The sequence below is a fragment of the Vibrio sp. YT-19(2023) genome (assembly GCF_033337395.1).
In genome coordinates this window covers 342,857-369,358 of record NZ_JAWOQN010000001.1, presented here as the reverse complement: position 1 = coordinate 369,358, position 26,502 = coordinate 342,857, and the positions used below count along the sequence as shown (strand labels likewise).

Annotated in this window: 27 protein-coding genes; 18 read left to right on the top strand and 9 right to left on the bottom strand. The window is 44.7% G+C overall.

Annotation, left to right across the window (positions count from 1 at the left end):
- Positions 1 to 56 precede the first annotated feature (56 nt).
- Genes R7E78_RS01745 through R7E78_RS01730 form a run of 4 tightly spaced genes read left to right on the top strand, consistent with a single transcriptional unit; the run spans position 57 to position 3,293 of the window.
- Entirely contained in the window at positions 57 to 653 is a 597-nt protein-coding gene (locus R7E78_RS01745) for an LON peptidase substrate-binding domain-containing protein (protein WP_017636020.1), read from the top strand.
- Entirely contained in the window at positions 650 to 2,008 is a 1,359-nt protein-coding gene (locus tag R7E78_RS01740; RefSeq protein ID WP_262640582.1) for a DUF4397 domain-containing protein, read from the top strand. The genes R7E78_RS01745 and R7E78_RS01740 overlap by 4 nt, the downstream gene beginning before the upstream one ends.
- A gap of 44 nt (positions 2,009 to 2,052) precedes the next feature.
- Entirely contained in the window at positions 2,053 to 2,637 is a 585-nt protein-coding gene (locus R7E78_RS01735) for an RNA polymerase sigma factor (RefSeq protein ID WP_005380255.1), read from the top strand.
- Positions 2,634 to 3,293, top strand: a complete 660-nt coding sequence (locus R7E78_RS01730) for a ChrR family anti-sigma-E factor (protein WP_005380256.1) — start codon at positions 2,634 to 2,636, stop codon at positions 3,291 to 3,293. Before R7E78_RS01735 ends, R7E78_RS01730 begins: the two co-directional genes overlap by 4 nt.
- 63 nt (positions 3,294 to 3,356) lie before the next feature.
- Here the strand turns inward: R7E78_RS01730 and R7E78_RS01725 are convergent, their stop codons facing one another.
- The 4 genes from R7E78_RS01725 to R7E78_RS01710 form a co-directional block, all read right to left on the bottom strand.
- The gene (locus R7E78_RS01725) at positions 3,357 to 4,709 is read right to left on the bottom strand and encodes an AmpG family muropeptide MFS transporter (protein WP_318057587.1); all 1,353 of its coding nucleotides are present in this window, start codon (positions 4,707 to 4,709) and stop codon (positions 3,357 to 3,359) included.
- 71 nt (positions 4,710 to 4,780) lie between these two features.
- A complete protein-coding gene (locus R7E78_RS01720) occupies positions 4,781 to 5,326 on the bottom strand; it encodes a peptidylprolyl isomerase (protein ID WP_005380258.1) in 546 nt (181 codons plus the stop codon).
- Positions 5,326 to 5,895 carry a YajG family lipoprotein gene (locus R7E78_RS01715; protein ID WP_005380259.1) on the bottom strand — a complete coding sequence of 190 codons (570 nt, stop codon included), beginning with the start codon at positions 5,893 to 5,895 and terminating at the stop codon, positions 5,326 to 5,328. The genes R7E78_RS01720 and R7E78_RS01715 overlap by 1 nt, the downstream gene beginning before the upstream one ends.
- 32 nt (positions 5,896 to 5,927) lie before the next feature.
- Positions 5,928 to 7,082, bottom strand: coding sequence for a class I SAM-dependent methyltransferase (locus R7E78_RS01710; protein ID WP_318057586.1), 1,155 nt, complete (start codon positions 7,080 to 7,082; stop codon positions 5,928 to 5,930).
- Between the two features lie 243 nt (positions 7,083 to 7,325).
- On the opposite strand from R7E78_RS01710, the gene bolA reads away from it, so the two are divergent.
- The 9 genes from bolA to nqrM all read left to right on the top strand — a co-directional run bounded on the left by bolA (position 7,326) and on the right by nqrM (position 15,369).
- Positions 7,326 to 7,634 carry a transcriptional regulator BolA gene (gene bolA / locus R7E78_RS01705; protein ID WP_005380262.1) on the top strand — a complete coding sequence of 103 codons (309 nt, stop codon included), beginning with the start codon at positions 7,326 to 7,328 and terminating at the stop codon, positions 7,632 to 7,634.
- Positions 7,635 to 8,107: 473 nt separating this feature from the next.
- Positions 8,108 to 9,448, top strand: coding sequence for a Na(+)-translocating NADH-quinone reductase subunit A (locus R7E78_RS01700; RefSeq protein WP_005380264.1), 1,341 nt, complete (start codon positions 8,108 to 8,110; stop codon positions 9,446 to 9,448).
- A gap of 5 nt (positions 9,449 to 9,453) precedes the next feature.
- Positions 9,454 to 10,698 (top strand): NADH:ubiquinone reductase (Na(+)-transporting) subunit B, encoded by a 1,245-nt coding sequence (locus tag R7E78_RS01695; protein ID WP_170897453.1) that lies wholly within the window; start codon positions 9,454 to 9,456, stop codon positions 10,696 to 10,698.
- Positions 10,688 to 11,458 carry a Na(+)-translocating NADH-quinone reductase subunit C gene (locus R7E78_RS01690; protein ID WP_005380267.1) on the top strand — a complete coding sequence of 257 codons (771 nt, stop codon included), beginning with the start codon at positions 10,688 to 10,690 and terminating at the stop codon, positions 11,456 to 11,458. Before R7E78_RS01695 ends, R7E78_RS01690 begins: the two co-directional genes overlap by 11 nt.
- On the top strand, positions 11,458 to 12,090 hold the full coding sequence (locus tag R7E78_RS01685; RefSeq protein ID WP_005380269.1) for an NADH:ubiquinone reductase (Na(+)-transporting) subunit D: 633 nt from the start codon (positions 11,458 to 11,460) through the stop codon (positions 12,088 to 12,090). Before R7E78_RS01690 ends, R7E78_RS01685 begins: the two co-directional genes overlap by 1 nt.
- A 7-nt stretch (positions 12,091 to 12,097) precedes the next feature.
- Positions 12,098 to 12,694, top strand: a complete 597-nt coding sequence (gene nqrE, locus R7E78_RS01680; RefSeq protein WP_005380270.1) for an NADH:ubiquinone reductase (Na(+)-transporting) subunit E — start codon at positions 12,098 to 12,100, stop codon at positions 12,692 to 12,694.
- Between the two features lie 33 nt (positions 12,695 to 12,727).
- Positions 12,728 to 13,951, top strand: coding sequence for an NADH:ubiquinone reductase (Na(+)-transporting) subunit F (nqrF, locus tag R7E78_RS01675; RefSeq protein WP_005380271.1), 1,224 nt, complete (start codon positions 12,728 to 12,730; stop codon positions 13,949 to 13,951).
- 157 nt (positions 13,952 to 14,108) lie between these two features.
- Complete coding sequence (locus tag R7E78_RS01670) at positions 14,109 to 15,113, top strand: FAD:protein FMN transferase (protein ID WP_005380272.1); 1,005 nt, start codon at positions 14,109 to 14,111, stop codon at positions 15,111 to 15,113.
- Between the two features lie 22 nt (positions 15,114 to 15,135).
- Entirely contained in the window at positions 15,136 to 15,369 is a 234-nt protein-coding gene (gene nqrM / locus R7E78_RS01665; protein WP_258658663.1) for a (Na+)-NQR maturation NqrM, read from the top strand.
- 158 nt (positions 15,370 to 15,527) lie between these two features.
- On the opposite strand, the gene R7E78_RS01660 is transcribed toward nqrM, so the two are convergent.
- Entirely contained in the window at positions 15,528 to 16,745 is a 1,218-nt protein-coding gene (locus R7E78_RS01660) for a response regulator (RefSeq protein ID WP_262640581.1), read from the bottom strand.
- Between the two features lie 187 nt (positions 16,746 to 16,932).
- Between R7E78_RS01660 and R7E78_RS01655 the strand changes: the two genes are divergently transcribed.
- Both R7E78_RS01655 and dinB read left to right on the top strand, forming a co-directional pair.
- Positions 16,933 to 17,166, top strand: a complete 234-nt coding sequence (locus R7E78_RS01655; protein ID WP_005380277.1) for a DUF2789 domain-containing protein — start codon at positions 16,933 to 16,935, stop codon at positions 17,164 to 17,166.
- A 76-nt stretch (positions 17,167 to 17,242) separates the two neighbouring features.
- The gene (gene dinB / locus R7E78_RS01650; protein ID WP_025768236.1) at positions 17,243 to 18,307 is read left to right on the top strand and encodes a DNA polymerase IV; all 1,065 of its coding nucleotides are present in this window, start codon (positions 17,243 to 17,245) and stop codon (positions 18,305 to 18,307) included.
- Here the strand turns inward: dinB and R7E78_RS01645 are convergent.
- On the bottom strand, positions 18,304 to 20,229 hold the full coding sequence (locus R7E78_RS01645; RefSeq protein WP_005380279.1) for an ATP-dependent DNA helicase RecQ: 1,926 nt from the start codon (positions 20,227 to 20,229) through the stop codon (positions 18,304 to 18,306). The two genes, dinB and R7E78_RS01645, sit on opposite strands and share 4 nt — an antisense overlap.
- A 76-nt stretch (positions 20,230 to 20,305) precedes the next feature.
- Between R7E78_RS01645 and R7E78_RS01640 the strand changes: the two genes are divergently transcribed.
- The gene (locus R7E78_RS01640) at positions 20,306 to 20,785 is read left to right on the top strand and encodes a GreA/GreB family elongation factor (RefSeq protein WP_005380280.1); all 480 of its coding nucleotides are present in this window, start codon (positions 20,306 to 20,308) and stop codon (positions 20,783 to 20,785) included.
- A gap of 61 nt (positions 20,786 to 20,846) precedes the next feature.
- On the top strand, positions 20,847 to 21,590 hold the full coding sequence (locus R7E78_RS01635) for a YggN family protein (RefSeq protein ID WP_005380283.1): 744 nt from the start codon (positions 20,847 to 20,849) through the stop codon (positions 21,588 to 21,590).
- A gap of 90 nt (positions 21,591 to 21,680) precedes the next feature.
- Here R7E78_RS01635 and R7E78_RS01630 read toward each other — a convergent pair whose 3' ends face one another.
- Positions 21,681 to 24,227 (bottom strand): Ig-like domain-containing protein, encoded by a 2,547-nt coding sequence (locus R7E78_RS01630; protein WP_262640580.1) that lies wholly within the window; start codon positions 24,225 to 24,227, stop codon positions 21,681 to 21,683.
- Between the two features lie 378 nt (positions 24,228 to 24,605).
- Here R7E78_RS01630 and R7E78_RS01625 point away from each other — a divergent pair, with 378 nt between their 5' ends.
- Entirely contained in the window at positions 24,606 to 25,970 is a 1,365-nt protein-coding gene (locus tag R7E78_RS01625; RefSeq protein ID WP_262591468.1) for a sodium-dependent transporter, read from the top strand.
- A 104-nt stretch (positions 25,971 to 26,074) separates the two neighbouring features.
- Here the strand turns inward: R7E78_RS01625 and R7E78_RS01620 are convergent, their stop codons facing one another.
- Positions 26,075 to 26,266 (bottom strand): DUF4250 domain-containing protein, encoded by a 192-nt coding sequence (locus tag R7E78_RS01620; protein WP_005380289.1) that lies wholly within the window; start codon positions 26,264 to 26,266, stop codon positions 26,075 to 26,077.
- Positions 26,266 to 26,472, bottom strand: coding sequence for a YaeP family protein (locus tag R7E78_RS01615; RefSeq protein ID WP_005391765.1), 207 nt, complete (start codon positions 26,470 to 26,472; stop codon positions 26,266 to 26,268). Before R7E78_RS01615 ends, R7E78_RS01620 begins: the two co-directional genes overlap by 1 nt.
- Positions 26,473 to 26,502: the final 30 nt, after the last annotated feature.

The following is a 26,502-nucleotide window of genomic DNA, read 5'->3' as shown; positions in this document are numbered from 1 at the left end:
AGTGATCGGAGTGATAAGGGATTCGTATGTATCCGTGAATCAAAGAGGACGTTTGAATGAAAGAAGTCATGTTATTCCCACTCACTTCAGTTGTACTCCCTGAAGGTAAAATGAATCTGCGCATTTTTGAGCCACGATATAAGCGAATGGTAAAGGAGTGCAGCCTACAAAATGTGGGCTTTGGAGTTTGCCTAGTAGGAAGTGAAGGTGACCCTAAAGACGTGGGTAACGTTTCATCTATCGGAACTTTGGTCAGGATCGTTGATTTTGAAACACTCAGTGATGGCCTTCTTGGTATTACAGTTGCTGGTGAGCAACGCTTTGTTGTCAAACGCGTCCGTGCAGATGCGGATGGCTTACGTCATGCAGAGGTTGAATGGTTAGACAATTGGCAACATCTAGACAACTCACCAGATTTCTTCTTTTTGAGCCAGCAGTTATCCCATGTTTATGAAGAGTTTCCTCAACTTGGAAGCCTCTACCAGCATCGTTTTTACGATGACTCTGCTTGGGTTACTCAGCGTTGGCTTGAGTTACTACCCCTAGACTGCAATCTGTTCGAACAGCTAGTCGGCGCAGAGGACTGTATTCCTGCGTTGCAATTTCTGACAGAAGCCATAGAAGCCCCGACTAACAAAGAGGCAAGGATATGAAAGGATTTAATAAAGCTGCGCTAACTATTGTTGCGACATTAGGACTGGCGGCGTGTGGCTCCGACAGTGACACTATCGAGTATTCCAATTTACAAGCAGTGCACGCGTCTTCTGATGCGCCGCTTGCAAATGTGTGGATCAACGATAAACCATCATTAACGAATGTTGATTATGGTGTGGGATCTGGCTACGTTAAATTGCGAGAGGGGATGAATTCGATTCAGGTCGATGTTCAGCTCCCAGATAATGAAACCGCGACCGTAATACCTAAAACAGAACTAGACCTTGATTCCGACCTCAATTATAACGTGTTCGTTGTTGGCGATGCCGATGGTTCGCCAAACCCAGTTGAGCCTTTAGTTGTGACTCGCAGCTCCGATTCAATGGCTGATGCCAATAGTCTAGATGTTCAAGTTGTTCATGCAGCTTCAGGCGTTCCTGCTGTTGATCTTTATGTCACTGAGCCAGGTGCTGCTCTTGCTAGCGCGACTCCAATAACTAACCTTGCTTACAAAGCTTCTACCGACGTATTGAACATCCCAGCTGGTGAGTATCAAGTTCGACTTGCCGTAGGAGACAGCGTTGCTTTTGACTCGGGCACAGTATCTCTTGCGGCTAACTCCAACTTGACGATTGCCGCTATCGGCACAGGAGATTCGAATAGCACGTCACCTGTCAAACTCTTGGTGTTGGACGGTTCTGGCTCTTCTATAATTGAAGATATGGGCAGCCAAGCTGAAGTAAGAGTCGGACACCTTGTCGATGGAGCGCCAGTCGTCGATGTTAACGTTAACGGGGCGGCCTTCGCTCCTCTTGCCGACTTAGCGTTCAAAGAGATTCGTGGTTATTTGGATCTTGCTGCTGGCGCTTACGATATTGACGTTTACGTGGATGGCACAACAACCAATCCGATCATAGATGTTGACGGGTTAATGGTTGCAGGTGGAATGGATTACAGTGTTTATGCAGTCGGTGTTGTTAGCCCAGCGATTGATATCGAAGCTCTGGTTGTTGAAGATATGAGACGCGCTGTGGCGACTAGCGCGACATTGAATGTGACACACGCGGCGGCTAATCCTATAGCGGAAATGGTGGATATTTACCTCACTACGAGTGCAGGAATAGATGGAAGTGATCCAACTATTGCTAATTTTGCGTATAAAAATAGCGTACAAGGATTATATGTCGCTGAAGGTACCTATTATGTAACGGTAACAGTGGCTGGTAACCCAAGTATTGTTGCGGTTGACTCAGCACCAGTCAATGTAATGAACGGTGTTGTGTACCAAGTCGTTGCCATTGATGATGGGAACAACGGTGGTTTCAACTTGTTGGTCGATGACGTGACCGATTAGGACGAATGGGAGGAGGAGACTCCTCCCACAAATTAAGGCCGATTATGATGAGTGATAGCCCGAAAAAACTGGGGCGCAGTGATTGGAACGATTACATGGATAAAGTGAAGGCTCGAGACAAAGATGCGTTCGCTTTTGTATTCCGTTTTTACGCACCCAAGCTGAAGCAATTCGCTTACAAACATGTTGGTAATGAGCAAGTTGCTATGGAGATGGTGCAAGAGACCATGGCGACAGTTTGGCAGAAAGCGCACCTCTATGATGGTGAAAAGAGCGCGTTATCGACTTGGATATATACCATAATCCGAAACCTTTGTTTTGATTTGCTGAGAAAACAGAAAGGTAAGGAATTACACATTCATTCTGATGACATTTGGCCGTCAGAGTATTATCCACCTGATCTTGTTGATCACTATTCACCAGAACAAGATATGTTGAAAGAACAGGTGGTTAAGTTTTTAGATATTTTACCGAAAAACCAGAGAGATGTTTTACAAGCGGTATATCTTGAAGAGCTACCTCATCAACAGGTCGCGGAATTATTTGATATACCTCTCGGTACTGTAAAATCCAGGCTGAGGCTTGCAGTAGAAAAGCTAAGGCATTCAATGCATACGGAGCAACTATGAACAAACACCCAGATAACAGCTTGTTAGAAGCATACGCTTCGGGAAGCATTGATGCGGTTTCTGGTCTTGTGGTCGCAACCCATTTAGAAACATGCACCAAGTGCCGAGCTTATGTGAACCAAGTCGAAGCAAGTCAAGCGAACATCGTAAGTGACATACCTTCTGAGTATGTTTCTGAATTTGACGACATGTTTAATGACATCATCAATGCGGAGCCAGCGACTGATAATATCGTGATCCGCGACTCTGCTGCTGTTAATGTCGCAGGAAAAAGTTTCGCTCTTCCTAAAACCTTAGCGCGTTTCTCTGACCTCGTAGGGTCATGGAGAAGTTACGGAGGCAAGGTTTTTAGTGCTCAGATTGACCTAGGGGAAGACGCTCGTGTCAGCTTAATGTACATCGGGGAAGATGTGCAAATTCCTCAACATACGCACAAAGGCCTGGAGTCTACATTGATCCTGCATGGCGGATTTAGTGACGAGGATGGCCAATATGAAGAGGGCGATTTGATGATTAGAGACGCATCAGTGAAGCACAGCCCTTACACTAAGGCCGGAGAAGACTGCTTGTGTTTAACCGTATTGACTGAGCCGATGATCTTTACTCAAGGCGTGGCACGTATATTTAATATGTTTGGTAAAGGGTTATACCCATAGACCTCTTATCTTATATCTCGCAAAACAAAAACCACCGAATTCGGTGGTTTTTTATATGTTTCGTTAATGCTTGTGACGTGCTTTTTCCAATAGAGCATCAAAGTAATGTCGTAGCGAGTACAACATAATCAAGCTTGGCACGACCATGACAGCGGTAAGCACGAAGAATGTGCTCCAATCATTAAGATAATCCACTAGCTCGCCACTGAAAGAAGCAAGAGTCGTCCGTCCGAAGTTTCCTAGAGAAGCAAGCAACGCATACTGAGTTGCCGAAAATGCTTGTCCGGTTAGAATCGTCAAAAATGAAACAAAAGCGACAGTTGAGAAAGCAGTCGTAAAGTTATCGACAATAATCGTGGCTAAGTACAAGTGCTCGCTTGGGCCTACCGAAGCAATCCAAGCAAACATCAAGTTACTGGCAGACATAGCAATACCACCGATCATTAATCCACGTACAATACCAAACCTAACGTTGAACATGCTTCCGACAAAAGTAAAGAAGATGGTGGCTCCCCAACCAATCAGTTTGGAGTAATAGCCAATTTGTTCATTGCTAAAACCAATATCTTTGTAGAACGCGATCGACATCCTGCCCAAAAACGCTTCGCCAATTTTAAATAGGAAAACGAACAGCAACAGAGTAATCGCGACACGGACACCATTGCGATTAAAGAAATCAAGGAAAGGTTCCACAACAGTCACGGTAAACCAAGCTACGACTTTCGAACCAACCACTTCTTTGTGGCGTTGTTCAGCGGCAGACTGAAGTTGTTCGCGTTGAGTCTTAGGTTCACCGACTAAAATCGTAAAGACCATTAGAATGCCGACTATCACCGCCATCCCGTAATACACACCATTCCAACCGACACTGTCAGCATTAACAAACGCTAAATAACCCGGTAGTGAATAACCTGTCCACCAGCCAATGACCGCCATTGCAGAAGCTTGAGGCAGTTTAGACTCTTCTGACTTTGGGAAAGTATCAATACGAAAAGCATCAATTGCGATGTCTTGTGTCGCTGAAGCCGTTGCAATACACAAGGCGAGTAGTGACGCAAACACCAAGTTTTCCGCTGGATTAACACCGGCAATAAATAGGGTAGCGACGAGTACGATACTTTGACAAAAGAAAATCCAGCTACGTCTTTGCCCCAGCAGTCTAAAGAGGACTGGCAGCTTCACGCGGTCAACCAGAGGTGCCCACAGAAAGTTGATCGCATAGACCGCAAAAACGCTACCAAAATAGCCAATTGCGGAGAGGGTCAAGCCGGCATCTTTTAGCCAACCTGACATGTTTGAACCGATAAGAACCCACGGAAAGCCGCTAGAGCAGCCCAGCATGAAAACCCACATGAGTCGTTTATCGAGGTAACTTTTTACCGTTTCCAACCAAGTGATGGAAGGTAATGAAGACATAAATCAATCCAATAAAATGAAGCCGTTGAAAGAGAAAGCCCTTCGATTATTCAAAGGGCTTATCGTTTTGGCTATTTAAGTAGTGTAGCTTTGGTGATGACGATTTGCGTCTCTGGCACATCACGCATTCGGCCTACTGTCGTGGTCGGCTGCTGAGCCATTTTCTGGATAACGTCGAACCCCTCAGTAACCTCACCAAATACAGCATAACCTGGTGGTCGAGCGCCATAGTTGAGAAAGTCATTGTCGACTAAGTTGACGAAAAACTGACGAGTTGCAGAGTTTGGTGCATTGGTTCGTGCCATGGCGATGGTAGCACGGTCATTGTTTAGACCATTATTTCCTTCGTTTTTGATTGGCGCGTATGTTTTCACCATCTGCATATCTTGGTTAAAGCCGCCACCTTGTGCCATGAAGCCTGGGATAATACGATGAAAAATAGTACCCTCGTAGCTCCCATCTTCTACATATTTTAGAAAATTAGCGACAGTGATAGGTGCTTTCTCTTCGTTTAACTCAACCGTAAATGAACCAAGTGTCGTTTCAAACGCTACTTTTGGTCCAGCCCAAACGCTGCAGCTGAGTAGTGCTAAGGACAGAATCGCTTTGCGTAACATTAGAAACGCTCCTGCATGTATTGACGAAGCTCAGGGTCATTGGCAATCTCTTTAAGCGTCAATGTCACCACATCATTCAATGTCTCTTCAATATCGGCATCAGAAGCACTCAATGTGCCAGATCGCTTTGCTGTACCTGTATAAGTTTTGACTAGCTTGCCCTCAGGTGTCTCTGCTGTGATTTCCAGCACAACTTTAGCATCCATCTCATTTTCCATCACCGAATGCTTCACGTTGACCAACGCTTCTTGAACGCTCAATTCAATCGCGTTGTTGCTGTTTAGATCCGCATGGAAACCTTGAGATGAGAATTGCTTCTCTAATGCTTCTTCTAACGCAATACGTAAATTCTGTTTAGCATGAAGAGGAAGAATGTTCGAACGGCCGTTATCCACCAACGCCACGTACTGCGCTGCACGTACATCTTTGCTGGTCAAACTGTAAGTCTTGCCTTGAACAATTGGATTGGTGCTCAATGTGCTTTCTGGCATCAGGTTCAGCTGAGGTTGTTGAGGGGCTGAACACGCAGCAAGCAACGCAACCGAAGCCGCAAGTACCAATTTTCTCATTTTATTATTCCTTTTAACTATTTTGCTAAAGCTTATTTTGCGCTTAATTTAGCAGGATTTTTTGTAGCCTGTAAAATCACAAACTTATTGTTGGAAGCGATAAGTTTCACACTTTTATCGCCAAACAGACGTTTGAGTTTTGCGTCGTACCCGAGGTGACGATTTCCGATAACCAGTAAACGGCCATTTTCACTTAATACTTGTTTAGCATCGCAGAACATTTGCCAAGCAATATGATCGGTGATTGCCTGTTGTTGATGAAACGGTGGATTACACATAACCATAGAGCTGCTGCTGTGTTTAAAACCGTCCAAGCAATTGTTCGCTATGCACTGTATGTCTCTATTTTCACCAAGGTTGTCGCGTAGGTTCTGTTTTGCCGACTCAAGCGCCATAAAGCTTTCATCAACACATGTTAGCCGAGCATTTGGATTCAACTGACCAAATTTAACAGACAGAACACCATTGCCGCAGCCGAGGTCGATGACATTGTCTATTGAAGGGTCTTGAGGCAGGTGCTGCAGCATAAAGCGTGTACCTAAATCTAAACTTTCTCCTGAATAGACATTTGGCATGTTCTTGAGTTCGATATCTTCGCCATCAACGCGCCAAGTCGTGAAAGGCATTACTTCAATCGTAGGCTCAACTGTTGCTTGAGAAAACACCAATCTGTGCTTTTTCCAGGCCAAAGATGTTTTTGTTTCGCCTAAGTATTTTTCAAACAGTTTTAGCGTCGAAGTATGAATGTCTTTCGCTTTATTGACTGCAATGACGGGGCAGGAAGCCGGTAGCGCCTTTCTTAATTGGCTTAGTATCCACACTAGATGGCGGTTACTTTTGGGCAGTTGCAGCAAGACGAGATCAATATTGGCAGGAACGAGGTCCATCGTGGTGGCAAACGCTACTTTATTGCACTGGTTTTGCTCGAGATTTTGCTGTGCACCTTTATGTGAGATGAATGAATCACTCATTAGCGTTACATGGTGCTTTTCCGAAAACCAGCAGGAGAGGGCACCAAAGCTGTCATTAATCACGAGGATGTTTTGATTGTCTGGCAAAGCAAGCTCTTCAACATGATTAATAAGATACTCATCACCGGCATCCCACGCTTGTAGCGTTTCGTTACTACGTTTTGGGAAACGATGAAGTGTTAAGCTTCGCTCGTGAAGGTTCAGTTCGGTTTTCATAGCTAAATGTAAGTTGATTTAGAAATTAAGTGTTATTGTCGCAAATGATGACGTGTCGAGATACAAAAAGCTGTCAAATTTTACGAGTTCAGTGATGGCTGCTCTTTAGACATGTTCATGGAGTTAAGCGCCTTGAGACAATATGTCTACAAAGTGCGTCAATAATGAGAGTGACGTTTGAGTGATGCATGTCTGCTTTACTTAGGTATATACTTATGGAATTCGCATCAATGAGGAACGAATATGATCCAAGAAATCATAGAGAAGAAACTACACAGTGAGCTGCAACCCAGCTATCTCAAAGTCATTAATGAGAGCTACATGCATAATGTGCCACCAGGCTCAGAGAGTCATTTCAAAGTGATTGTTGTGAGTGATTCGTTCGCGGGACAGCGTTTGATTGGGCGCCATCGTCAAGTTCATCAAATTTTGGCAGATGAACTGGATAACCACATTCATGCATTAGCTATTCATACATACACTGATGAAGAGTGGAAGCGTGAACAAGATGGCGCCCCTGATAGCCCGATGTGTATGGGTGGCGGTCACTAAAAACGCAAGATATAAAGGTGCAGAGAAAGGTGGCTTAAGGCCATCTTTTTTCGTTTTACATTCTTTAGGGACGTTAACGTGGCACAAATTCTGGTTAAAAAATGTGTTAACAGTGTTTCAACAAATGAATGGAAATTGCAGAATATTTCAGGCGATGAATATCACTTTTCCATAAGATATGTATGGAATATGGCATTTGTGCGATGGGTCAAAGTTATGACTATTCTTTGACCTTTTAGACCTGATTCTACCGAAATAACCCCTCTATTCTAATGATTGATCATGGCATCAAGTTCCTAAAAAATGCTAGACTACGGCACCTGATAAATCTCGCGTATTCCTTGTGACGAGATTTTTAATAGGATGTTGCGATTTTGATGTTTAAAACAACATCAAAACCGGACACTGATGTCGTGTCTAAAAGTTACGCAATCAAAAGAATCTTTTTCCCGATAAAAGTAGTGCAAGTGCGTATGATTACAATAAAGAAGGGCTTGGATCTTCCTATCGCAGGAACTCCATCCCAGGTGATTAATGATGGTAAGACCATCAAAAAAGTCGCCTTGCTTGGCGAAGAGTACGTTGGCATGCGACCTACCATGCATGTCCGCGTTGGTGATGAAGTGAAAAAAGCGCAAGTTCTTTTTGAAGATAAAAAGAACCCAGGCGTGAAATTTACTGCACCAGCAGCCGGTAAAGTGATCGAAGTTAACCGTGGCGCTAAACGTGTCCTTCAATCTGTAGTGATTGAAGTGGCAGGTGAAGAGCAGGTGACATTTGATAAGTTCGAAGCCGCTCAACTTTCAGGTCTAGATCGTGAAGTGATCAAGACTCAGTTGGTTGACTCTGGCTTATGGACCGCTTTACGTACTCGTCCGTTTAGCAAGGTTCCTGCAATCGAGTCTTCTACTAAGGCTATTTTCGTAACTGCAATGGATACTAATCCACTAGCAGCTAAGCCTGAGTTGATCATTAATGAGCAACAAGAAGCATTCATTGCTGGTCTAGACATTCTTTCAGCCCTGACAGAAGGCAAGGTTTACGTATGTAAATCTGGCACTAGCTTGCCACGTTCTTCACAGTCTAACGTAGAAGAACACGTCTTCGATGGCCCTCACCCAGCAGGTCTTGCTGGCACCCACATGCATTTCCTATACCCAGTAAATGCAGAGAATGTGGCATGGAGCATCAACTACCAAGACGTTATCGCGTTCGGTAAGCTGTTCCTAACTGGTGAGCTATGCACAGATCGTGTTGTGTCTCTAGCTGGCCCAGTTGTGAATAACCCTCGTCTAGTTCGTACCGTAATGGGTGCAAGCTTAGATGACCTAACAGATAACGAGCTGATGCCTGGCGAAGTTCGTGTGATCTCTGGTTCAGTACTAACAGGTACACATGCAACTGGTCCACACGCATACCTTGGCCGTTACCATCAACAGGTTTCTGTATTACGTGAAGGCCGTGAAAAAGAACTATTTGGCTGGGCAATGCCTGGTAAGAATAAGTTCTCGGTAACTCGCTCTTTCCTTGGTCACGTATTCAAAGGTCAGTTGTTCAATATGACAACGACGACCAATGGTAGTGATCGTTCAATGGTTCCAATTGGCAACTACGAACGCGTAATGCCTCTAGATATGGAGCCTACTTTGCTGCTTCGTGATCTATGTGCCGGCGACACAGACAGTGCTCAAGCACTGGGTGCGCTTGAACTGGATGAAGAAGATCTAGCATTGTGTACCTTTGTATGTCCAGGTAAGTACGAGTACGGTACGTTACTTCGTGAATGCCTAGATACTATCGAGAAGGAAGGGTAATTTTCATGGCTCTTAAAAAGTTTCTTGAAGACATCGAGCATCATTTTGAGCCTGGTGGCAAACACGAAAAATGGTTTGCCCTGTACGAAGCTGTAGCAACAGTTTTTTACACACCAGGTATCGTAACAAATAAAAGCTCGCACGTTCGTGATAGCGTTGACCTAAAACGTATCATGATCATGGTTTGGTTTGCGGTATTCCCAGCAATGTTCTGGGGTATGTACAACGCAGGTGGCCAAGCTATTGCAGCACTTAACCACATGTACGCTGGTGACCAACTAGCGACAGTTATCGCAGGTAACTGGCACTACTGGCTAACAGAAATGCTTGGCGGCACTATCGGTGCGGAAGCGGGTGTTGGCAGTAAGATGCTACTAGGTGCGACTTACTTCCTGCCAATCTACGCAACAGTATTTATTGTTGGTGGTTTCTGGGAAGTGTTGTTCTGTATGGTGCGTAAGCACGAAGTTAACGAAGGTTTCTTTGTAACTTCTATCTTATTCGCACTTATCGTTCCACCAACGCTACCTCTATGGCAAGCGGCGCTAGGTATCACATTTGGTGTTGTTGTAGCAAAAGAGATCTTCGGTGGTACAGGTCGTAACTTCCTTAACCCTGCACTTGCAGGTCGTGCATTTCTATTCTTCGCTTACCCAGCGCAAATTTCGGGTGACGTAGTATGGACTGCAGCTGACGGCTTCTCTGGTGCTACTGCTCTTAGCCAATGGGCTCAAGGTGGTAACGGTGCTCTAGTTAACACAGTAACTGGCGCTCCTATCACTTGGATGGACGCGTTCATCGGTAACATCCCTGGTTCAATTGGTGAAGTATCGACTCTAGCTCTAATGATCGGTGCAGCGATGATCGTTTACATGCGAATCGCTTCATGGCGCATCATTGCGGGTGTGATGATCGGTATGATCGCAGTATCGACTCTGTTTAACGTGATCGGTTCTGACACTAATCCAATGTTTAATATGCCATGGCACTGGCACCTAGTTCTAGGTGGTTTTGCATTCGGTATGTTCTTCATGGCAACGGACCCAGTATCAGCGTCATTTACTAGCAAAGGTAAATGGTGGTACGGCATCCTGATTGGTGCAATGTGTGTGATGATCCGTGTAGTTAACCCAGCGTACCCAGAAGGTATGATGCTGGCGATTCTATTCGCGAACCTATTCGCACCTCTGTTCGACCATGCAGTGATTGAGAAGAACATCAAGCGGAGACTAGCACGCTATGGCAAGTAATAACGACAGCATTAAAAAGACGCTGGGTGTTGTTATCGGGTTGAGCCTTGTTTGTTCAATCATCGTATCAACAGCGGCAGTAGGTCTGCGTGATAAGCAAAAAGCTAACGCTGTCCTAGATAAGCAATCAAAGATCGTTGAAGTTGCAGGCATTGACGCAAACGGTAAGAAAGTACCAGAGCTATTTGCTGAGTACATCGAACCTCGTCTAGTAGACCTTGAAACAGGTAACTTTACTGAGGGTAATGCATCTACGTACGATCAACGTGAAGCATCAAAAGATGCAGAACGTTCAATCGCATTGACACCAGAAGAAGACGTCGCTGATATCCGTCGTCGCGCGAATACAGCAGTGGTGTACCTTGTAAAAGATCAAGATGAAGTCCAAAAAGTTATCCTGCCTATGCACGGTAAAGGACTATGGTCGATGATGTATGCCTTTGTAGCCGTTGAAACTGATGGTAACACTGTGTCTGCTATTACTTACTACGAGCAAGGTGAAACTCCTGGACTTGGTGGTGAAGTAGAGAACCCTTCATGGCGCGATCAATTCATTGGCAAGAAATTGTACAATGAAGATCACCAGCCAGCGATTAAGGTCGTGAAAGGCGGCGCACCGCAAGGTTCTGAGCACGGTGTTGATGGCCTATCAGGAGCGACGCTCACTAGTAATGGTGTTCAACACACATTTGACTTCTGGTTAGGTGATATGGGCTTTGGTCCTTTCCTAGCAAAAGTTCGTGACGGAGAACTTAACTAATGTCTAGTGCACAAAACGTTAAAAAGAGCATCCTAGCGCCAGTGTTGGATAACAACCCAATCGCGCTACAAGTTCTTGGTGTATGTTCTGCTCTTGCAGTAACAACTAAACTAGAAACAGCTTTTGTAATGACACTAGCGGTAACATTTGTAACTGCGTTGTCTAACTTCTCTGTTTCATTGATCCGTAACCACATTCCTAACAGTGTGCGTATCATCGTTCAGATGGCAATCATCGCATCGTTAGTAATCGTGGTAGACCAAGTGCTAAAAGCTTACCTATACGATATCTCTAAACAGCTATCTGTATTCGTTGGTCTGATTATCACTAACTGTATCGTAATGGGTCGTGCTGAAGCATTCGCAATGAAGTCTGCGCCAGTACCATCTCTTATTGACGGTATTGGTAACGGTCTAGGTTACGGCTTCGTTCTTATCACTGTAGGTTTCTTCCGTGAGCTATTTGGCTCAGGCAAACTATTTGGTCTAGAAGTTCTACCTCTAGTGAGCAACGGTGGTTGGTACCAGCCTAACGGCCTAATGCTACTAGCACCATCAGCATTCTTCCTAATCGGCTTCCTTATCTGGGTAATCCGTATTCTGAAACCAGAACAAGTAGAAGCGAAGGAGTAAGGACGTCATGGAACATTACATTAGTCTGTTAGTTAAATCGATTTTCATCGAAAACATGGCTCTGTCTTTCTTCCTAGGTATGTGTACTTTCCTTGCCGTATCTAAGAAGGTTAAGACCTCTTTCGGCCTAGGTGTTGCAGTTGTGGTAGTTCTGACTATCGCTGTTCCTGTGAACAACCTGGTATACAACCTAGTTCTGAGAGAGAACGCGTTAGTTGAGGGCGTGGACCTTAGCTTCCTAAACTTCATCACCTTTATCGGTGTAATTGCAGCACTTGTACAGATTCTAGAGATGGTCCTAGACCGTTTCTTCCCACCTTTGTACAACGCGCTAGGCATCTTCCTACCGCTGATCACAGTAAACTGTGCAATCTTCGGTGGTGTATCTTTCATGGTACAACGTGACTACAACTTTGCTGAATCGATCGTTTACGGTTTCGGCTCTGGTGTGGGCTGGATGCTAGCAATCGTTGCTCTTGCAGGTATCCGTGAGAAGATGAAGTACTCTGACGTACCTCCAGGTCTACGTGGTCTTGGTATCACATTTATCACTGTAGGTCTTATGGCGTTAGGCTTTATGTCTTTCTCTGGTGTTCAACTGTAAGTCGGGTAAACCGCAACAATTAAGGAATAGTCAATGGACATTATTCTTGGTGTAGTGATGTTTACTCTGATCGTACTAGCACTAGTACTAGTGATTCTTTTCGCTAAGTCTAAGCTTGTACCAACAGGTGACATTACAATTTCTGTGAACGATGACCCTTCTCTGGCGATCGTTACACAACCAGGTGGTAAGCTACTGAGTGCTCTAGCAGGTGCTGGCGTATTCGTATCTTCTGCTTGTGGTGGCGGTGGCTCATGTGGTCAGTGTCGCGTAAAAGTTAAATCAGGTGGTGGCGACATCCTACCAACCGAGCTTGACCATATTACTAAAGGTGAAGCGCGTGAAGGTGAGCGTCTAGCGTGTCAGGTTGCAATGAAAACTGACATGGATATCGAGCTTCCTGAAGAAATCTTCGGCGTTAAGAAGTGGGAATGTACTGTTATCTCTAACGATAACAAAGCGACATTCATCAAAGAGCTTAAGCTGCAAATTCCAGATGGCGAATCAGTACCTTTCCGTGCTGGTGGTTACATCCAGATTGAAGCTCCTGCTCACCACGTGAAATACGCAGACTACGATATTCCTGAGGAATACCGTGAAGACTGGGAGAAGTTCAACCTTTTCCGTTACGAGTCTAAAGTTAATGAAGAGACCATTCGTGCATACTCTATGGCTAACTACCCAGAAGAGCACGGTATCATCATGCTTAACGTTCGTATCGCAACTCCGCCGCCGAACAACCCAGACGTACCACCAGGCATCATGTCTTCGTACATCTGGTCTCTAAAAGAAGGCGACAAGTGTACTATTTCTGGTCCATTTGGTGAGTTCTTTGCGAAAGATACAGATGCAGAAATGGTATTCGTTGGTGGTGGTGCTGGTATGGCTCCAATGCGCTCACACATCTTCGACCAACTTAAGCGTCTGCACTCTAAGCGTAAGATGTCTTTCTGGTACGGCGCACGTTCTAAGCGTGAAATGTTCTACGTAGAAGACTTCGATATGCTACAAGCTGAGAATGACAACTTCGTATGGCACTGTGCACTGTCTGATCCACTTCCAGAAGATAACTGGGATGGTTACACTGGCTTTATTCACAACGTTCTTTACGAGAACTACCTACGTGATCACGAAGCGCCAGAAGACTGTGAATACTACATGTGTGGTCCACCTATGATGAACGCTGCTGTAATCGGCATGCTAAAAGATCTAGGTGTAGAGGATGAAAACATCCTACTAGATGACTTCGGTGGTTAATTCCTCCAAGTGATTGAATCTATGGCTAGCTCTCCAAGAGAGCTAGCCATTATTTTTTATAGACATAAAACTGATACTCAACAGTTGATATAGGTAATCGGATTGAAAGGATTGATCCTATTTCCCATATCAATTCAACAACATTGGGAGTTAACAAGTGAAAAAGTGGCTTGTTGCATTTGCTTCTCTATTGATTTTGGCTGGCTGTGAGCAGCCTGCCGATCAAATTCATTTAAGTGGCCCTACCATGGGGACTTCTTACAACATCAAGTATATCGAGCAAGATGGTATTCCAACGCCAAAAGCGATGCAGACAGAAATTGATCGCTTATTGGAAGAGGTTAATGACCAAATGTCGACCTATCGTGACGACTCAGAGTTAAGTCGTTTTAATCAGCATCAAACGAGCGAGCCATTTACAGTTTCGACACAAACTGCAACGGTAGTGAAAGAAGCAATTCGCCTTAACGGTCTTACTTTAGGTGCATTGGATGTGACGGTCGGCCCTCTAGTTAACCTGTGGGGGTTTGGTCCAGAAGCTCGTCCAGATGTAGTTCCAACCGATGAAGAACTCGCTGCTCGCAAAGCAAATACCGGTATTCACCACCTATCTGTTGATGGTAATACACTGTCCAAAGACCTTCCTAACTTGTACGTCGACCTATCGACGATTGCGAAAGGTTGGGGGGTTGACGTGGTTGCTGACTACCTTCAATCTGAAGGGGTACAGAACTTTATGGTCGAAGTTGGCGGTGAAATGCGTCTCAAAGGTGTCAATCGTGAAGGTGTGCCTTGGCGTATCGCAATTGAAAAACCGACCGTTGATGAACGTTCAATTCAAGAAATTATTGAACCAGGCGACATGGCAATTGCAACAAGTGGTGACTATCGTAATTACTTTGAGAGTAATGGTGTGAGATACTCTCATATTATTAATCCACGAACAGGCAAACCAATTCATCATAAAGTGGTGTCTGTAACGGTATTAGATAAATCGTCGATGACTGCTGATGGTCTTGCAACTGGTCTTATGGTGCTAGGTGAAGACAAAGGCATGGCAATTGCGAACGAAAATAATATTCCTGTTTTCATGATTGTGAAAACGGAAGATGGTTTTAAAGAGTTGGCTTCGGAAGCATACAAGCCATTCATGAAGAAATAACAACAGAAGTGAGCATGTTTTTATGAATACATTTCTAATTACCTTTGCTGTGTTTGTCGCGGTAATCACTGCAATGGCTGTCGGATACATTTTCCAAAAGAAAATCGTGAAAGGTAGCTGTGGTGGCTTAGGGGCAGTTGGCATCGAAAAAGTGTGTAATTGTCCAGAACCCTGCGATGCGCGTAAAAAACGTGAAGCGCGCGAGGCTGCGCGTGCTGAGAAATTGGCGGCGTGGGAAAAAGATAGAATTGCTTAGTATTGGTTAATCGTACTAAGAAAGTGATAAAGCTCAGCGTTCTGCTGAGCTTTATTTTTAGGCAGCTAACCAAAGCTCAGATGTCCGAGAAAGAGCCCAATACCGTGTTTTGTTGTTTCTTTCTCTCATGTTACAGAGCAAGACCACACTGATAGTCATTAGGACGAAGAAATGATTTGGTTACGTCCGTTCTCTTTGGCCATGTAAAGTCGCTCATCCGCCACTTTTATTTGTTGTTCCAGCTCCCCCTCGATGTTGCTTACACCAATACTCGCGGTCACAAGAATGTTTTTGTCCAAATAAGTTATTGGCGTTTTTTCTATGCGCTGTCTCATTTGTTCTAAGCGTGTTAGAAAGCCGTCATAGTCGCCACTGGCTTGAATACAAAACTCCTCGCCACCAAGCCTAGCGACAATATCATTTGGAAAATAGATTTTTAGAATATTCGCTATCATGACTAACACTGCATCGCCGCCCTCATGTCCGTGTGTATCATTTACTTGCTTAAAGAAATCGATATCAAGCATCGCGATGTTTCTTTGAGCGTTTTCTACATGGGGTTGCTCAAACAGAAAGCGGCGGTTCCATAAGCCCGTTAGCGCATCTTGATTTGCCATTTTAAACAGTTCAGATGTTGCGTCCTTGATATCTAACAGTTGGTGAATACGGCAAAAAAATTCTTCTTGATTAAATGGCTTGTATAAAAAGTCATTGGCCCCTGCTTTTAGAAACCTAGCCGTCATGGTCTTAGAGTTACTACCCGACAAGCCGAGAATGGCTAATTGATTTTTACCCCACTTCCGACGTAATTCACGCACCATAGTAATGCCATCTTTAACGGGCATATCATGGTCGGTTAAAACGAGAGTGATATCTGGATTTTGCTCGACAAGCTCTAGGGCTTTTTGCCCATTGTCAGCTTCCAACGTCTGAATATATTGATGCTCCAAAAGTTGGGCAATGTGTCTTCTTACGGTGTGTGAATCATCAACGACTAAACATTTGTGTTGTTGATTGTTGGTTAGTCGCTTGAGGAGTGGTAATAGATAGGAAACGGACGCCATGCTGTCTTTCAAAATATAGTCGAGGACACCTTTTGCAAGCATCTTTTCGCGAGTGTCTTCTTGAAATCGAGCCGTTAAAACAATGACACGATGACCATGTTCCAAAACGAGGTCAATAATCTCGCCATCTTGAGCATCCGGTAAACAATAGTCTAAAACCGCACAGAAGAGGTCCTGTGCTGAAGATAACAAGCTCTTTGCCTCCGCGTAGCTTTCCGCTGCGATGACCTCATAACCAGCTTGGCTTATTGTTTGGCAAAGAAAGTTTTTAAATGCACGACTATCTTCAACAACCAGAATCTTATTACTCAAGCGCAGTCCCCAAAATTAATTGTTTAAAATCAATGATAACTAAAATTAAACTTATCGCCATCAAAAAACACATGTCAACCAAAAGTAGAACAACTACTCAAATGTTTGACACGCATCCGTTAACATCACATCATTATTCCTGTCTTAGTTATATAATTATGTTTAGCTAACGTAGGGAGAAAGTAGTATGGAAATGCATCAACATGGTATGGCTGAGCTATTTCAACAACTGGGCCTCGGTAGCTCTCCTCAAGAAATGAAAGATTTTATTAATCAACATCGACACAAAAGAGATTCTGCGCCTTTACATGAAGCTAGCTTTTGGACGATGTCACAGGCGAACTTTCTAAAACAAGCCATCGAAGAAGATGCAGATTGGGCCGAATTAGTCGATCAATTGGACGTAATGCTTCGAGATTGACGTTCGCTTAAACACGCCCATTTCTCTTCAGGTAGATTTGATTTATACTGTTTTTTTGAACAGTGCTTTGATGGCTATGTCAGATCGAATTAGAAAAATTATTCATGTCGATATGGATTGTTTTTATGCTGCCGTAGAGATGAGAGATAACCCCAGTTACCGTGGCATTGCACTCGCTGTTGGCGGACATGAAAAGCAGCGTGGAGTGATTAGCACCTGTAATTATGATGCGCGTAAATATGGTGTTCGCAGTGCAATGTCAACGGCGCGCGCGCTGCAACTCTGTCCTCATTTGTTGGTTGTGCCCGGTAGAATGCATGTATATAAGCAAGTCTCTCAGCAGATTCGTGCTATTTTTGAGCGTTATACGCCTATCATTGAACCTCTCTCATTGGATGAAGCATACCTCGATGTCACGGACTCGACAGCTTGCCGTGGCTCCGCTACGTTGATCGCAGAGTCAATTCGCCGCGATATCTGGAGTGAACTTGGGTTGACGGCATCGGCGGGCATTGCTCCGATAAAGTTTCTTGCCAAGGTCGCGTCAGACATGAACAAGCCCAACGGTCAGTTTGTGATTCCGCCAGAGAAAGTCCAAGAGGTTATCGATAGTCTTCCGCTAGAGAACATTCCTGGTGTGGGGAAGGTGAGTCTTGAGAAGCTCCACCAAGCCGGTTTTTATCGATGTGAGGACATTAAAAACAGTGACTATCGAGAGTTGTTGAGGCAGTTTGGTCGTCAGGGTGCCTCCTTATGGCAGCGAAGCCATGGAATTGATAATCGAGAAGTCGTTGTTGAGCGCGAGAGAAAGTCCGTCGGTGTGGAAAGGACATTCAGCCAGAACATCGCAACCTATGATGAATGTTGGCAAGTGATTGAGGAGAAACTTTATCCTGAACTCGAGAAACGTTTAGAGCGTGCAAGCCCAGATAAGTCGATTATTAAACAAGGTATTAAAGTCAAATTTGCCGACTTTCAACTGACAACAATTGAGCACATCCATCCGCAATTAGAGCTTGAGGACTTCAAGATCTTGCTAAGAGATATTCTTAAACGCCAAAATGGACGGGAAATTCGCCTTTTAGGCTTGAACGTGATGCTCAAGCCCGAAGACCAAGCGCGTCAATTGAGCTTTTTTTAGGCCCTTACCGTTTCTACCTGCGTTAATACCTGCTCAAAACTTACATTTGCCATTGCACCATAACCTGCTAGCTTTGAGGCTTTTAGCTGGCTAATCAAAGGAGTGCTGATTCCGCACAAGAAGCGAGCAACGGCATCATTACTGATGGCCGATGGGGAAAGCTGAATAAACTCCCGCGCCCATATCGATACTTGAGATTGTTCAATATCTTCAGGTTCTGGTGCTGTGAATGTGGCGACGTGACCACGACACACGGAGCAGTGACCACATTGCTTTGGTGCATCGTGATCCGCAAAGTAGTTCGCCAATTGTGAGCTCAAACAGTGCTCGGACTGGAACAAGTGCAGCATGGTGTGGATTCTTTCGATATCTTTGCTTTCTTTGGATTGGAACAGTTCATACAGTTGTTGGATTAAAACATCCGAGCTCTGTTTGGTTGGCATAACTGAGTACACGTCCGTCAGTTGTTTGCTCTCTAGTTCTATCCAGCCGTTCTGGTGAAAATAGTCGAGCGCTGCGACAACTCGGCTGCGTTCCGATTGATAGTTCATCCATAGCGCTTCTAGATCAACTTGGCACCACACTTTGGCTTTTTGTGAGCAGGAAAAAATAGCCTCCACAAATTGACGTCGCTCGCCTTGAAATTGATTCACAATAAATTGCTGATCGTGCAAAAACTTAAACCGATATTCCGCAAAGTAACTGTACTTTGCTTCAATGACGTTATGTAGCTCCAAATAAACCAACAAGGTTTTGAGTGGCAATTGGCGGATATTACTTTCACGCGACAAACGCAGTGGCACTACCTCCCATTGTGGAGCATGTTCTTTCGCTTGCTCGACTACATAGTTAATTGACGTAAATTCTGGTGTGTCACCATAGACAAAATTCTCCAACACCGTTAGGCCGGACGTATTGCCTAGCAGAATGCACTCCGAGCGTTGCCCGTCCCTGCCTGCACGTCCAATCTCTTGTGCGTAGTTCTCGATTGATTTGGGTAAGTCGAAGTGAATGACGCGTCGAATATCAGATTTATCGACCCCCATACCAAATGCAATCGTTGCAACAATACAGTCAATTTGGCCATCCATGAACTGCTGTTGGATTTGTTCACGAACGTCGCTTTTCATGCCAGCGTGGTATGCGTGAGCGTTAATGCCAATATGGATTAATGACTTTGCTACTCGTTCTGCTGTTTGCTGCTGCGTCACGTATACGATGGTCGGAAGCTTAGGTGAAGAGGCGATGATCTCACTGAGCTGTTCTTGTTTCTTTGTTTCCTCACACGGGATCACCGAGATATCCAGATTAGAGCGGTAGAAGCCTGTAACGGTAATATGTTCACTGGAAATATCGAACTTTTTTTGCATGTCTTCAATAACTGCAGGCGTTGCCGTTGCGGTGAGAAGTAAAGACTGTGGGATGTTCAGTTCACGTTGATATTGCGGTAGTTTGAGATAATCTGGACGAAAGTTATGCCCCCATTCGGAAATACAGTGCGCTTCATCAATGACCATCAAAGAAATCGGTACTTGGCGAATGAATTCACGAAAACGCTCATTTTTTAGTCGCTCAACAGAAATCATCAAGATTTTGATTTGTCCATTCTTCACGCCAGCCATGACCTGTTGTGCTTCTTCTCTACTTTGACTGCTATCGATAGAAGCGGCCGCGATTCCTTTACTTTGTAAAAAGCTCAGTTGATCCTTCATTAACGCCAACAACGGAGAGATCACCAACGTAAGGTTGGGTAATATGGTTGCAGGTAGTTGATAACAGAGTGACTTCCCCGAGCCTGTAGGAAAGATTGCCGCAGCAGAGTAACCATTCATAACGGCTTCAATAACGGGTTGCTGACCTTGGCGTAATGAGTCAAAACCAAATACAGATTGAAGTGTTTGATGCAGCGAGTCACTTTGCATAATAGGGAAACCTTTCTTTGATGGTAAACTTGGCTACATTAACACACCCCGAATACTAAACGCGCGTCCTAAAAGTATGAACAAAGCTGACTTAGTCCAAATTATCATCCAACATCTGGAAGAAAAACTTCAAGTTGCCCATTCATCGGCTCAGCGAGCTATCGATGCCGCCACAGATGAAGAAACTGTTCCCGAGCACAAGTACGATACATTGGCACTTGAAGCCGCGTATCTTGCTCATGGACAAGCCATGCGAATTCAAGATAGTGAAGAGGAGTTGCGTCAATATCGTTCTTTAGTGACTCGTAACTTTAAGAATGCGCCTGTTGGTGTTGGTGCTTACGTTGTTCTCGCAGATGAGAATTTGATCGAAAAGCACTTCTTTGTAGGCCCTTGCTCTGGTGGTTTGACTGTTCAATATCAGACTCTGGAAGTCTTTGTCTTAACAGCCAAATCTCCTCTGGGTCGAGCGTTGTTCGGGAAAGAAGAGGGTGATGAGGTTGACGTGAAAATAGGAGATAAAACAACTTGTTACGAAGTCGTGACGATTTGCTGACATCTCATGTATCACTCAGTGTTATGTTTAACACGAGTAATGTTAAATAAAAGAGAATGACATGAAAAAGCTTTTTACACTCTCATTGCTGATGGTCAGTGCTACTGGTTATGCAGCGCAGTGTCGTGTGGACATCAATAATGAAGTCCGTATGGATGGGCAAAGCTTGGAAATTCGCCAAACGACAGGTGATAAAGCTGTCGTGGATGAGGATAACAACCTCTTCATCAAAGGTGAGCTAATTGAACTCAATGCCGACCAAAAAGCGGCAATTGAAGACTATCGCGAAAAAATGAACGCGTATATTCCACAAGCAAAGCAATTGGCGAGTGATGGTTTAGCGCTTGCGAATGATATTATTGATGATGTTGCGGAAAGCCTCGATGCACCTGGTGCGTTTGATAATGTAAAAGTCGCAGTAAAGGACTTTTTCGCTGATGTTGAATCACGTTACTACAAAGATGGTGATTTCATCCTGCCTGCGGAGAGTTTTGAGTCTATGACACAAGGGTGGACTGAAGACTTTGCAAAAGCACAAGAGATCTTCAATAAAGAGTTTTTAGCCAGTTCGTTGGATGCTTTATCGAAAAAAATGAAGGAAGAGGGAGGGATAAACCTCACTGCATTATCAGAGAGTATGGCTGAACTCAGCGCGAAAGTAGAAGAGCGTTTAGCCGAGCATTCGAAAGAGGTAGAACAACAAGCAGAAGACTTGTGCGATTCGCTGGATGACATGGCAGGGCAAGAAAACGATCTGTTGAAGAAAATCCCTGAGCTAAAAGATTACCGAGTATTTACGATTTAATTACTCATTAAAAAGCAAAAACTCGATGAGATAAAGAAAGAGAGCACTATTGTGCTCTCTTTGCGTTTTACTCGCTTATTCTTTGATAGCTTATTGCGCATTCATCTCGGTGAGTTTATCGCCGACAGGTTTTGAGAAGTTAAAGCCATCATGCTGATCCCAGTTGATAGACCATGTCATTACTCCTGCATAATTCGGGTAATGGTACGCTGGTTTAACGGTGCCACATGAAGTGCCTTTGGTTAAACAATCTAGTGCGTTGATAATATTCTGTGTTGGAGCCTGCCCTGAATTTGCCGAGCTAGGACCTGAAGGTAAACCGATTGCGACTTGATCATCGCGCAATGGTGCAAATTGAGTGCCGTCGGCCAACTCAAAACCTTCGATAAGCATTTTAGATTGCGCTACCATCATATCCACAGAGCCTTCTGGTGCACTGCCTGGCAGGTATGGGTTTGGCAAACCGCCGTTGTTATATAACTGGACGTGAAGCAAGTCGAGCGTGCTGCGTGTCTCGTTTATCACAGGAATGTAAGCTCCCCAAATACCGCTGTAAGCTACATAGCCGCCTTGAACATAAGGGTGCTCAGGCGCCATGGTTAGGTACATATCTCCACCCATGTTTTGCTCTATTTGAAGCAAAGCACGACCAAGGCGAGCTTGAATTTGCGAGCCATGAACTAAGTTAGAACCACTCTCTAAATCCACATCTAGACCATCAAAGCCCCACTCAGCGATAAGACCTGTTAGGCTAGAGACAAAGTTGGCTTCATCTTGGTCGGTATTCAGCGTAATCGTGCCTTCTGCGCCGCCAAGAGAGAGAACAAACTTCTTACCTTTAGCTTGAAGCGCTGCCATGTCCTGCTTGAATTGTGTTGGATCGAGTGCTGGACAATCGCTGTAAATATCGCCTGAATATAGATTAAAGTGCACAGTGCCATCACTGTTGCGATCATTTTCAGCAAAGGCAATATCAATCACATCCCAAGCATCTGCCATATCTGCTAGACGAATTGGACAGCCCGCACCATTTACAAAATTGTGCCAGTAACCGATGAGTTTATGGCGTTTCTCTACTTGCTCAACCACCGTTATTGCAGCGGCGTCAGACAGTGCATTGCTTCCCGACAAATCCACAGCTTGGGCGCTAACTGTAAAGTTACTAAGTGCAGTTGGTGTCCAGTTGGCTGTGTAAGGTGCTGTGGTATCGGTTGCAACAATAGAGCCGTTGATCATGAAATCAACGTGTTTAATGCCTGAAGTTAAAGACGTTGCATCGGCGCTTAATGCGAGACTTTCGCCTAATCCGACGGTTTGACCGCTGCTTGGTGAAGTCAGAGAGACGACCAAATCTTTATCGCTGACTTCCACACCAACCAGGGACTCTGACGTGTTGTTATCATTATCGGTTGCGACGGCTTTAAGCTGGTTAGCGCCAATAAGTGTGGCGTTCCAAGTAACGGAATATGGCGCTTGAGTGGTGACCCCTAAGCTGGTGTTGTTCGCAAAAAACTCAACTTGCGTGACTGTGCCATCAGCATCGCTTGCGTTTGCCGTGATTTCGTTATTGCTGCCAGCGAGCACGACTTGTCCATCCGTTGGTGCCGTAATGGTAACTTGCGGTGGTGTCGAACAAGCACCTAGGCCACTCCAAGCATCTTGCCAGTATAGCCCTTCACCAGGCTCGTAAGCCCATGTCGCATCCGAGGAGCACCAACCAGCAACATCACAACGATATTTTTGGTTGAAGTGAGAAATCAGGTCGCCAGCTTGATAACTTGTGCCTGCCACATAAGGTACTGCATCTGCACATCCGCCCGTTCCGGTTTCTGAATTACTAATAACCAGCGCTACTTCTTGGCTCATCGTTGCGAGGTTTGTATCATCAGTCGCTTGTGCTTTGAACGAGTATGTACCTGGACTAGCGGTCCATTGATATTCGTAAGGTGCGCTAGTATCAATGGCGACAGATTGATTGTTTACGAAGAACTCAACTTGTGTGACCACACCATCAATATCGTCAGCTTGAGCGGCTACGGTTAGGTTATCGCCTACATTAAGCACTTCTGTGCCTACTGGGCTTGTCAATGAAATGCTTGGTGGCGGTAATTCGACTTGTGGTTGAACTTGGATAGAAATCGTCGTGGTGCTAACGGCTCCCTCATTATCGGTCGCAATTGCGGTCAATTGCGAGATCCCTTCAATAGCTGTCCAAGAAGCTTCGAATGGTGCTTGAGTTACCACAGCAACGGTTTGGTTGCCTGCAACAAACTCAATTTGTGTGATTTGGCCATCTTCGTCAGTTGCGTTGGCTAACAAAGTGATCGCACTGCCTTCGGGAATTTGTGCGTTGTTTATTGGAGAGGAGAACGACACCGTTGGTGATAAATTGTTGCTTCCACCATCACATTGCCCTAACGCTTTCCATGCTTCCCAAGATCCTGAGTTGGTCACGGGATCATTGCCTTGCGTCCAATATGCAGCCTCATAAGCGGCTCCTTGCGTTTTTACTAAAGCGCCCGATGTATAAGTCGCAGTGCTGTCCCAGTCGGGTAAACTTTGACAGTTATAGGCTTGAGCTTGGTAGCTGGCGCTGAGTGCTACAACCATCGCTCCGTGAAGTAGGGTGACCTTCATTTTCCTCTCCTTGAATCATGGGTATAAATGAGAACAGAGTAATAACTAGCTGATAAATAGACATTAGGGGGAAAAAGCGAAGCACAATATTCTGCTTTTCGACACAGTATCACGAGGAACAGTTCGTCCCTTACACCAGAGCTCATTATTTTTCGGCTCACTTCACGGCAGAAGGATTGGTAAAATTCAGCCACGTAAAACGAACAACAGTCGCGAGGCTTTTGAGCGATGAATATGAGATGTACGTTAAAATTTACAAGCTGAATGACTACAAATTGTTTCAACTGTCGAGGATTTAACCGAGGTGCTCTTGTTGAATAGTGAATATTGCTATAGTGTACTAGTTAGCTAGTTCAATGATATTTTTGTGTGAGTAGTATGACACAGCAAACCTCTTCTCAGCCTCGCGAGCATTTTGGCTCTCGTCTCGGGTTCATCTTAGCTGCCGCAGGTGCCGCAGTTGGCCTTGGCAATATTTGGGGCTTCCCAACTCAAGCAGCCAGTAATGGTGGCGGTGCTTTCCTATTAGTTTATTTGGTGATGATTCTTATCGTCGCATTTCCGATGCTGGTGGTTGAAATGGCGATTGGTCGTCATGGTCAAGCCAACCCAGTAGACAGCATGCGTGCATTAACCAACCACCCGACTGGCAAAAAGCTTGGCGGTATTGTGGGCTGGATTGGTTTGAGTGTACCAAGTGCAGTCTTAGCGTTTTATTCCATTGTTGGCGGTTGGTTGATCTGCTTTTTGCTAGGTGCGGTTACCGACATCATGGGAATGGAAGCGGTGACTCAATGGTTAAAAGGTTTTAGTGTAGAGCGCAACTTGTTCGGAACCATTACATTTTATGTACTTACCATTTTGATCGTGCAAGGTGGCGTTAAACAAGGCATCGAGAAATGGTCAACACGTCTAATGCCTGCGTTGTTCGTGTTATTCGGTTTGTTGTTTGCTTACATCATGACGCAAAACGGTGCGATGGAAGGGCTAAAGCATTACTTGGTACCGGATTTCGAAAAGGTATGGGACCGCAAGTTGATTCTTGCCGCAATGGGGCAGGGCTTCTTCTCGCTTACGATCGGTGGCTGTTCAATGCTGATTTATGGCTCTTACTTGAGTAAGAAAGAGAACCTACCAAAGATGGCGATGAACGTGACCATGGTAGATACTGCCGTTGCTTTCATTGCAGGATTAGTGGTGATGCCAGCGATGTTTGTGGCAATGCAAAAGGGCGTTCAGATCTATGCAGAAGATGGCTCTCTATTAAGCTCTGATACGTTGGTATTTACCGTATTGCCATTGATGTTTGATAGCTTAGGTTTGCTTGGTCAATTGTTCTCTATTGTGTTCTTCTTATTGCTGACGATTGCGGCGCTAACGTCCTCCATTTCAATGTTAGAGTGTCCAGTGGCTTTAGTGAGTGAGCGTTTCAACACCAAGCGTAGCGCAACGAGCTGGGTTTTAGGTGGTCTCATTGCCTTGTTCAGTGTGGTGATTGTTTATAACTTTGGCGCTCTGTTTGGTATGGTCGCGACGGTTGCTACTCAGTATCTACAACCAACCGCTGCGCTCTTATTCTGCTTATTTGGTGGTTGGGTATGGAATCGCAACTCAAAAATCAAAGAGCTTGAGCAAGGTTGCCCGGAGTTTACGCAAGGTTGGTTTGGTAAGTTATGGCCTGCGTATGTGAAGTTTGTATGTCCAATTCTTGTGGCGACAGTCATCTGGGCTTCATTTGGCTAACCGAGACGCCTATCGAATAAAAGAAAAGGGCTTGATGGTAACTCATCAAGCCCTTTTTGATATTGGTTATTCTCGTTTCGGTTATCCGCCAAGAATGGTGTTGATTAACGGAATTGTCCTGCTTCTGGAAGAAAGTCAAAACCAGCAGAAGCCAGTTTTGTCTCCAGTGCTGTGCGTTCGATATCGAAGAAAGCCACCAGTTTATCTAAGTCACCACCGAAGTCGTCGCGTAGCTTCATATTCACAATGCTCATCAGCATGACAGGATCCATGGATTCAAAGTTCGCTAGATTCATTACTTATCCTCAAAATCTGAAATCAGTAGGTTTGCCGCAGCAAATGCCGCTTTTTCACGCACTTCTTTAGGCAGGGATTCATCCGCTGCTACATCGTTCAGTGCTTTAACTGCACATGAAATTGCTTGGGGGATATAAGCTTGATCGCCACTACCAATCTGAGCATAAAGCTCACGAACCAGTTCACAACAGCCGTATACTTGCATGTTTTCTTTCCACTAAATGATAACTTATCT

Coding starts and splice junctions, on each gene's coding strand:
- R7E78_RS01745 (WP_017636020.1), top strand. CDS start 57: ATGAAAGAAGTCATGTTATTCCCACTCACTTCAGTTGTACTCCCTGAA.
- R7E78_RS01740 (WP_262640582.1), top strand. CDS start 650: ATGAAAGGATTTAATAAAGCTGCGCTAACTATTGTTGCGACATTAGGA.
- R7E78_RS01735 (WP_005380255.1), top strand. CDS start 2,053: ATGATGAGTGATAGCCCGAAAAAACTGGGGCGCAGTGATTGGAACGAT.
- R7E78_RS01730 (WP_005380256.1), top strand. CDS start 2,634: ATGAACAAACACCCAGATAACAGCTTGTTAGAAGCATACGCTTCGGGA.
- R7E78_RS01725 (WP_318057587.1), bottom strand. CDS start 4,709: ATGTCTTCATTACCTTCCATCACTTGGTTGGAAACGGTAAAAAGTTAC.
- R7E78_RS01720 (WP_005380258.1), bottom strand. CDS start 5,326: ATGTTACGCAAAGCGATTCTGTCCTTAGCACTACTCAGCTGCAGCGTT.
- R7E78_RS01715 (WP_005380259.1), bottom strand. CDS start 5,895: ATGAGAAAATTGGTACTTGCGGCTTCGGTTGCGTTGCTTGCTGCGTGT.
- R7E78_RS01710 (WP_318057586.1), bottom strand. CDS start 7,082: ATGAAAACCGAACTGAACCTTCACGAGCGAAGCTTAACACTTCATCGT.
- bolA (WP_005380262.1), top strand. CDS start 7,326: ATGATCCAAGAAATCATAGAGAAGAAACTACACAGTGAGCTGCAACCC.
- R7E78_RS01700 (WP_005380264.1), top strand. CDS start 8,108: ATGATTACAATAAAGAAGGGCTTGGATCTTCCTATCGCAGGAACTCCA.
- R7E78_RS01695 (WP_170897453.1), top strand. CDS start 9,454: ATGGCTCTTAAAAAGTTTCTTGAAGACATCGAGCATCATTTTGAGCCT.
- R7E78_RS01690 (WP_005380267.1), top strand. CDS start 10,688: ATGGCAAGTAATAACGACAGCATTAAAAAGACGCTGGGTGTTGTTATC.
- R7E78_RS01685 (WP_005380269.1), top strand. CDS start 11,458: ATGTCTAGTGCACAAAACGTTAAAAAGAGCATCCTAGCGCCAGTGTTG.
- nqrE (WP_005380270.1), top strand. CDS start 12,098: ATGGAACATTACATTAGTCTGTTAGTTAAATCGATTTTCATCGAAAAC.
- nqrF (WP_005380271.1), top strand. CDS start 12,728: ATGGACATTATTCTTGGTGTAGTGATGTTTACTCTGATCGTACTAGCA.
- nqrM (WP_258658663.1), top strand. CDS start 15,136: ATGAATACATTTCTAATTACCTTTGCTGTGTTTGTCGCGGTAATCACT.
- R7E78_RS01655 (WP_005380277.1), top strand. CDS start 16,933: ATGGAAATGCATCAACATGGTATGGCTGAGCTATTTCAACAACTGGGC.
- dinB (WP_025768236.1), top strand. CDS start 17,243: ATGTCAGATCGAATTAGAAAAATTATTCATGTCGATATGGATTGTTTT.
- R7E78_RS01645 (WP_005380279.1), bottom strand. CDS start 20,229: ATGCAAAGTGACTCGCTGCATCAAACACTTCAATCTGTATTTGGTTTT.
- R7E78_RS01640 (WP_005380280.1), top strand. CDS start 20,306: ATGAACAAAGCTGACTTAGTCCAAATTATCATCCAACATCTGGAAGAA.
- R7E78_RS01635 (WP_005380283.1), top strand. CDS start 20,847: ATGAAAAAGCTTTTTACACTCTCATTGCTGATGGTCAGTGCTACTGGT.
- R7E78_RS01630 (WP_262640580.1), bottom strand. CDS start 24,227: ATGAAGGTCACCCTACTTCACGGAGCGATGGTTGTAGCACTCAGCGCC.
- R7E78_RS01625 (WP_262591468.1), top strand. CDS start 24,606: ATGACACAGCAAACCTCTTCTCAGCCTCGCGAGCATTTTGGCTCTCGT.
- R7E78_RS01620 (WP_005380289.1), bottom strand. CDS start 26,266: ATGAATCTAGCGAACTTTGAATCCATGGATCCTGTCATGCTGATGAGC.
- R7E78_RS01615 (WP_005391765.1), bottom strand. CDS start 26,472: ATGCAAGTATACGGCTGTTGTGAACTGGTTCGTGAGCTTTATGCTCAG.